This window comes from Xanthomonas sp. D-99 (assembly GCF_017746145.1).
In the GTDB taxonomy this organism is placed as follows: domain Bacteria; phylum Pseudomonadota; class Gammaproteobacteria; order Xanthomonadales; family Xanthomonadaceae; genus Xanthomonas; species Xanthomonas cissicola.
In genome coordinates, this window is the sequence record NZ_JAGHWU010000120.1 from 1 (window position 1) to 6,690 (window position 6,690).

Sequence of the window (6,690 nt, forward strand, 5' to 3'; positions counted from 1 at the left end):
TGTTCAGACCTTCCTTAGCGCTACCTTGGCAGTCAAATGGCGAGAAGCAACTTTGGCGGAAGGCTTACAGAACCCACCTGATGGCGGTTCATGCAGCCCAGATGGCCTTGCTGGATCGCCAGGAGTTAGACGAAGACACGAAGCCCGTGTAGCGTGACCACCCACCCTACGTAACGGCTGCCTGGCGCATCTTATCGTCAGGATTGTAGGCAACGGATGAATGGTTGTTCAGCGACCCGGGACGACCTCGTCCTTTAGCTATCCGGGCCTGATGCATAGATTGCGTTCCGAAGCTTGGTGGGTTACCAGGCACGGAGAGCAGCATGAAATACACCATCGAGATTAATGCGTATGCCCAAATCGTCCACTGGGCAATGATTGAGGCGAGCTCGCCAGAGGAAGCACTTTCCAAATGCGATATCGACGCGATCGCTTACAGCGACTTTGATTTCGACCAATGGCACAGCGCGCCTGAGATCCTTCGCATCGAAGATGAAGGCGGCTCGCTCATTGCGTGCGACTACGAGGATGATGTTCCTGACATCAATGATCTGTAAGTCCCGTTGGGCTTATCCAATCGACTGACGCCATCACGCTGTGATCTTGACGAAAGACGTGATGGCGTTAAGTTGAAGGGGAGGAGAGAAAATGGACCAGGCACTTAAAAGAAAGATTAGACAGGCTGTGAAGCAGGGGAGTGAGACGTATGTGACGTCGCTTTGTCAGGCTCAAAGTGATAGCGATGCTGCGGCACGCCACGCCATTGAGGTAGCGATCAAGAGCGGAAAAGAAAGCTTGATTGATCAACTGGTGCCACTGTTGTCGAAGTCGTTTTCGGTCTATCCGCTTGATGTGGCTGCTAGGGTAGGATCACTGCGAGCGGTCGAGCAGCTCATGGCGTTTTGCGATGCAGAGGATGACGAAGCATTGGTGCTTGCTGCCAGGCACGGGCACACGGAGTGCGTCAAACGACTGCTCAAAGAGTGTAGCCCTCTGCAACATGACTCACTTGCGTTGTATGAGGCAGCACGTCATGGTCATGCCGATGTCGTCTTTCAATTGGTCCTGTTCTCAGATGCCAAGGTACAGGGCAGTCGAGCATTAATTGCCGCATGCAAAGAAGGCAATTTGGAGGTGATCAAGCACCTGCTGCCGTTTTCATCCAAGATCCAATGTGCGCAGCATGGCTTTGCGGCGGCGGCCGAGAATAACCATGTCGACGTCGTTGATTTCTTGATCGAAGCTGGCCTCCCAGATCCGGAAGACACCTACACATCAGGACTTAACGCCGCTGTTGCCAAGGGGCATGAAAAACTGGTGCGCACCTTGCTCGGCGCGATTGTGACAACCCACCGTGCGCCTCGTGACTTTGGCCAAGAGGCGCTGCGATCTGCGGCACGAAATGGGCATGCAGGCATCGTCAAGTCCATCTTGGAGTTTGCGCACAACACAGCTTATCCCGAATTGGCTTTGCACGTCGCACTCGAAAATGGCCGTGATGAGGTGGCCGACATCTTGGTTCGCCGAGTGAACTTAGATGATGTGCGGGACCTGATCACAGACGAAGCGATTGAAGCGAAGCTTGATGAAGCGATTTCCAGAGTTGATGCAGCGAAGCAACACAGAGAGCTTCAATCCAACGAGCGCAAGAGAGCAGCGCATAGCGATGTATCAAATTCATTAGAGAAGCGTCCATCTCGCAGCACTCGCCTGTAAGTGACGCTGGCCTGGGGTTGGGACGTCTTGAATAGCTTCTAAATTTTCGTAGGATTTACGGTGGCTCCTGCTACGCAATAGGTCTGATATAGTTAAGGTCGGTGCGCTAGGCAGCGATGGGCTCAACACTGCTGCCCTCCCAGGTCGCGCCTGGGAGGGCAGTAATTTAAAACGACAGCCTAAACCGCAGTGGCCGCGCCCAAAAGAACCAGTTGCTTGATAGGCAAGGGTAAGTTGCCTTGCACATTAACCCTCGCCGATGTGCCAATCGTGAAGAGCCAACATATCGCTCTGGATGTCAATGTTTTTTGCGCGTAATGCAATGGTGATCGCAGGAATTACGTGCCATGTGATCATTTCGCTGGGCAGATCGATCGCTGCGCGCCAATGAGAACCCATAGCTAAATCCCGCATAGAGGAAAAATCCAAGTGATTTAACATCGCGGAAATCTCTTCGGAATTCAGATAAATTCCTGCAAAAACCTCAGGTTCGTCGGTTCGCCACACATCGATCTTCTTCCCAGAATGGCGATCGTTAGGGTCAAGGCTTGCAAGTTTTATGAATTTTCCGATTACCAAATTCCAGTCTTGAGTCGTGCTTAAAAAGTAACGCCATGCGTCTTGGGCAAGAGGAGAGGTGAGAAAGGTAAGCCTTTCTTCAAGCTCTTTGGCTAGCTTTATCCGCGATTGTTCGTATCGGGCAAGGAGAAGTTGATCATTGGCCGCTATGTTAACCACCGTTTTTTCCAAGTCCACCTTGAATTGAACAGCCTTTTGTTCAATCGCGTGGAGCGCAATGCGCGTGGCCAAAGCCTCCTGATCGCTTGGTGTGCCAGTAAATTTGTTCAGTTCGCCCAGTGTTATGATTTCAATTGCAGATGGCGTTTGTGAAACAGGGGTTGCGCCCTTAGCTTTCATGTGAATTAGAAGGTCATTTAAGTCATCTAGCCGTTTCATTAAATTTTGATGCGACTCCCTAATGAAAGCTTTTGTGCTTGAAGCGGTCATTTGGTTTGATTCGAGCAGGGCAATCACATCATCATGCCTTTGCGTAGTAAGCCATGATTTGAACTCTTCGATATCTGCGTCGCGAGAAGATTTGCGCTGCGCTACGAAGTCAGAAGCAAGCGAGACGATGGTGGCTAAGCCTGACGCTGCAGCGATCGGATCCATGATAACCTCTTGTCGGTTACAAGCTGAGATTTAAAAATAATATATTTAAAGAGGCGCAGGTTAGAACGAAATTTGGTCACCTTTGCTTTTCTTCCGTTGATCGCACGTTGAAAGTATGACCAAATTCACGGCTGTTCAAAGTCATCAGAATGGCATCTTTCCAATTTTTTCTCTAACTCTGTGGAGCGTGGAACAGTGGTGTGGTCGTCGAGCGAAAGCATGCCGAGGTGCTTTCCTTCCTTTGTGAGCTTATGCATCGGCGATCCATCCAGCGGCACTACCTTGAAATCGGGAAGTTCGATCTTGACGGGAAGCTCGGCAAGAAGCAGTTTGCCAATTTCAATTCGAAGCGTCGTTTGAACTAAGATTTCATAATCTTTGGCTTCAACCGGTGCCTTTGCTTCAAACTCAAGTGTTCCAATGACAACTGGTAGTGTCTCGCCCTTCAAGAGTGCATAAGCAAGGTCGATATCTCCCATTTCGCCCGGTGTGATGTCATAGCCGGGCGGCAATTGGAAAGAAGATTGGACGGCGTCGGCCACAAGGTGGAGCCTCCCAAACGTTCGGGCGGTATTTATCAGTAATTGGAGCTCCGGCACCGTGGCAAGCGTAATGGGAAGAACGTGGTGCGAACCTTCGAAACTAAATTCAATCCTTGCACACTGCTTGATCTCCACTGACGTCGCCCATGACTCCCAATCGCGAAGCGCGGTGAGATCTCGGATGGGGACCGATGACAATCTCACATCACTCCAAGTGATATGCCAATCGACCTTTCCTCCTCTGGCACCTTGCTTATGGAAATCGGCAGACATCTCCATGAGGTGATCTGGGTGACATGCCACCACTGACACGCCTTCCTGCCCAATGAAGAGTTCAGCGGGGAGCATAACGGTCGGGGACGATACAGTGTGACGTTCGCCCGCATGCAGACGAATGAATCCTGCGCGGCGTTGAGCTGGTTCGATGGAGATCGTTCCACTGGACCGGGAATCCAAGCCGAGAGTAGTAAGAAGGGGAGATCCTATCGAGCGTACATCTTCCACCTGGATCTCTGCAGGCTTACCTAGCCTAATGGCGTCAGACAAGGCTCTTAAGTTAGTCTCACCAGTAGCAGCTTCAAATTGGATGCGGGCTTTGGAACCGCCCGCAGCGGCCCGGATAGTGAAGCACTCCCGCCCATCAAGGAGCCCAACGTCGACCTCAAGGCTAGTATCAAGAGAGTTGAGGTAGACGCGCCGATCTTCCGCAAGCTCAGCTAATGCATGATGCCGCTGGGCAGCTGGCGTTAGATTTGCTTTGAGGAAGTGTTCGAAGCTCTCGCGTTCGTTGAGTTCTTGATTGAGGTCCATCCGCACACCCGCATTGCCCGAGCCGCTCAGTCGACCTGGATTGGCTTTGGCCCACGCCTGCGCGTGAACCCAATAGAGCTTCCCATTACCAGTGCGTCTGACGATAACAACGGGCTGTGGGTCTTCCGCATAGTGACGAAGACGGTTTTTAGCAACTGGTGCTGTGACGCTACGCTTCTTACCAACTTTCGCCTCGCCCTTGACTTGGACCGAAAATCGAGCGCCCTTATAAAGAGCACGATCAGGCATAACGAGAAGGTCGTAGCCATCATCAATGTGGTCGGTGCCAACCACCCATCCCCAGCTGTTGAAGAGCTGCTCAACCTCGAGTTCAGCGGCTCGTCCTGTAATTTGATTGGCTGAAAGGCTCAAAGCATCACCTCCTTATGGACATGGACGAGTCTGTGTCAATGCGGCGAGGCAGTGGGAGATGATCATCCAGACGGATGGATGGTTGTCCCCCCTTTGCCAAGATTCATTCCGAACAGAAAATTTACCACTTCGTAGCGCTGGCAGGTGAGCAGATGCTGTCAAGTGTGCGGAGGTCACCAGTATCCTCACGCCTATGCTTCTAAGGACCTACTCTTCGTATTTCCCAATCGCCACGCGATAGCGTTCGGACCTGATGGAGGTCGGTGTCGTAGATGGCAATCAGGTCAGAGCTGCTGGCAATGATGTGGCCTCGGATCTTTCGCTCACCCTTTTCCCAGAGTTCTGAAGTGCCTCGCGATACGGGACCAAGGAGATGCCGCTTCTCTGTGAAAGCTTCCTCTTTTCCATAACGCTCCCCAATCACGCCTGGAATTGTCAAAACAAGCAGGCCAACAATGTATGCCGCCATTGTTAGGTAGATTCCTGACGCTGCGACACCCGCAGAAGTAAGGCCAAGCTTGACCCATGGATAGCGTCGATAGAACTTTTGAAGGTGACCATCCCGCACCGATTGTGTGGGTAGCCGGTAAACCCAGACGGCGAGCCATAAGACGAAAAAAGCGATTACTATCGAAATCCATGGAAAGGATTGGATCATTCCAAGCCCTTGTAGCACGATGGCGTAATAGCCACGAACAACCTTCCAATCAGCCGATTGTGGAAAAAGGTCAGACTGGACGCCCCAGGCATCTAGATAGCTGGTGTAGGCAACATGTCCGCATCCGTGAAGTACGATTCCAGCCAGCGTCGTCATGGCAGCTAGGCTGCCGACGAAGCGGGTGAGGGACCATGACCTCTTGGAGGATGCAATGTTCGCGTCTTCTGGTGACCGGGTGGAACGCTTCGATCGGACAATTTCGATGTGGCGCATAGTTCTCGTGGTCGATCAATTGCTAGGCATGATACGCCCAAAAGTTCCTTAGACGGCCGTGCTTCGGAATGGTTCATCATGCAGTGGTCCCGGGCGAAACGGAAAAGATAACTTGACGAACGACCAAAAGGCCTTACTGTCGATGCCAGTCAATTTTCAAGAGCGGCAATGGAAAGTAAAACAAAAAGCCAACCGATGAGTCAAAAATATTTCTGGCTTCAAGCTTACATCGCGGCGCTTCACCGCCTAGATCACGAATTAGCTTTGGTCGAGGCGGATAGGGCCTTAGAGGCATGCAATAAGAGATGGATGCGGATATCGAAAAAATTTCAGATCTGGGCGCACCTCAGTGATTGTCCTGTTGGGGCAGTTGAGTAGGATTAACGCTGAGTTGGGTCTGAACTTTTTAGTTCTGGCTTTCGGGAAAAGTCTATTTTTAGCAAATCAGCCAACTCTCTCAGGCTTGATATGGCTTGTAGAAATCCATCGCTGGTCATCACGATGCAGTTAATCGGTTGATCGATATCGCCATCTTCGCTGCAACTTTCGCAAAGCCAATTTACATATTCCTGGAATTCGTCATATTCTGCACCGTACGCAGCTTTAATGGATTCAATGGGTTTTTTGGAGATGATATCAAATTGAATCTTCTGTGATGTTCCTAGCATTTCCTTGGCTTGTAGACATTGGTTGTCATGTGTTTCATCAAAAATGAACTGATAACTGAGATGTTCTAACGTTGGAATGCATCGATCACTGGTTAGCTCATCAACCCGGCGCATTCGGATGCAGGCATTGATATAGGGCTCGACTTTAATTATTCCATCGTGCCGCTTATCTCGGGCTTGGCCCTCCCAATATGCAACTTGGTGAATCCGCAGCGAACGGCGCAGCAATCTGGATTTTTCTTCGTCAGCCGGATCGCTCTCAAATGCCTCCACCAGTCCTTTCAAAGTGCGAAATGCTGCCTTCGAATGAACACTAGCTTTGCGTTTGCGCTTTTTTTTCCCCTGCAATTTCCATTCGTCTCTAATTCTTTCTTTTGAAGGTTTGACCTCTACCAAAAAACAGAAGCCCTTCGTTGAGCTGAGGGCTACATCAGCAGTCGAGGACTCCGCGTTGCCATCTAGGGAAGGTCTGAACAAC

Annotated in this window: 6 protein-coding genes; 2 read left to right on the forward strand and 4 right to left on the reverse strand. The window is 50.9% G+C overall.

Annotated elements, in window-relative coordinates; translation table 11 throughout:
* Nucleotides 1–323 precede the first annotated feature (323 nt).
* Nucleotides 324–557, forward strand: coding sequence for a hypothetical protein (locus J7360_RS20970; RefSeq protein WP_209034751.1), 234 nt, complete (start codon nucleotides 324–326; stop codon nucleotides 555–557).
* Nucleotides 558–648: 91 nt separating this feature from the next.
* Nucleotides 649–1,716, forward strand: coding sequence for an ankyrin repeat domain-containing protein (locus tag J7360_RS20975; protein WP_209034753.1), 1,068 nt, complete (start codon nucleotides 649–651; stop codon nucleotides 1,714–1,716).
* A 246-nt stretch (nucleotides 1,717–1,962) separates the two neighbouring features.
* Here J7360_RS20975 and J7360_RS20980 read toward each other — a convergent pair whose 3' ends face one another.
* The 4 genes from J7360_RS20980 to J7360_RS20995 form a co-directional block, all read right to left on the reverse strand.
* On the reverse strand, nucleotides 1,963–2,889 hold the full coding sequence (locus J7360_RS20980) for a hypothetical protein (protein WP_007969367.1): 927 nt from the start codon (nucleotides 2,887–2,889) through the stop codon (nucleotides 1,963–1,965).
* A gap of 125 nt (nucleotides 2,890–3,014) precedes the next feature.
* Nucleotides 3,015–4,613: a DUF4365 domain-containing protein gene (locus J7360_RS20985; protein WP_209034755.1), complete on the reverse strand. Its 1,599-nt coding sequence runs from the start codon at nucleotides 4,611–4,613 to the stop codon at nucleotides 3,015–3,017.
* A 199-nt stretch (nucleotides 4,614–4,812) separates the two neighbouring features.
* On the reverse strand, nucleotides 4,813–5,427 hold the full coding sequence (locus tag J7360_RS20990) for a hypothetical protein (protein WP_244667879.1): 615 nt from the start codon (nucleotides 5,425–5,427) through the stop codon (nucleotides 4,813–4,815).
* A 497-nt stretch (nucleotides 5,428–5,924) separates the two neighbouring features.
* The coding region (locus J7360_RS20995; protein ID WP_209034759.1) for a hypothetical protein at nucleotides 5,925–6,690 on the reverse strand (766 nt) is incomplete at its 5' end.

Coding starts and splice junctions, on each gene's coding strand:
- J7360_RS20970 (WP_209034751.1), top strand. CDS start 324: ATGAAATACACCATCGAGATTAATGCGTATGCCCAAATCGTCCACTGG.
- J7360_RS20975 (WP_209034753.1), top strand. CDS start 649: ATGGACCAGGCACTTAAAAGAAAGATTAGACAGGCTGTGAAGCAGGGG.
- J7360_RS20980 (WP_007969367.1), bottom strand. CDS start 2,889: ATGGATCCGATCGCTGCAGCGTCAGGCTTAGCCACCATCGTCTCGCTT.
- J7360_RS20990 (WP_244667879.1), bottom strand. CDS start 5,427: ATGACGACGCTGGCTGGAATCGTACTTCACGGATGCGGACATGTTGCC.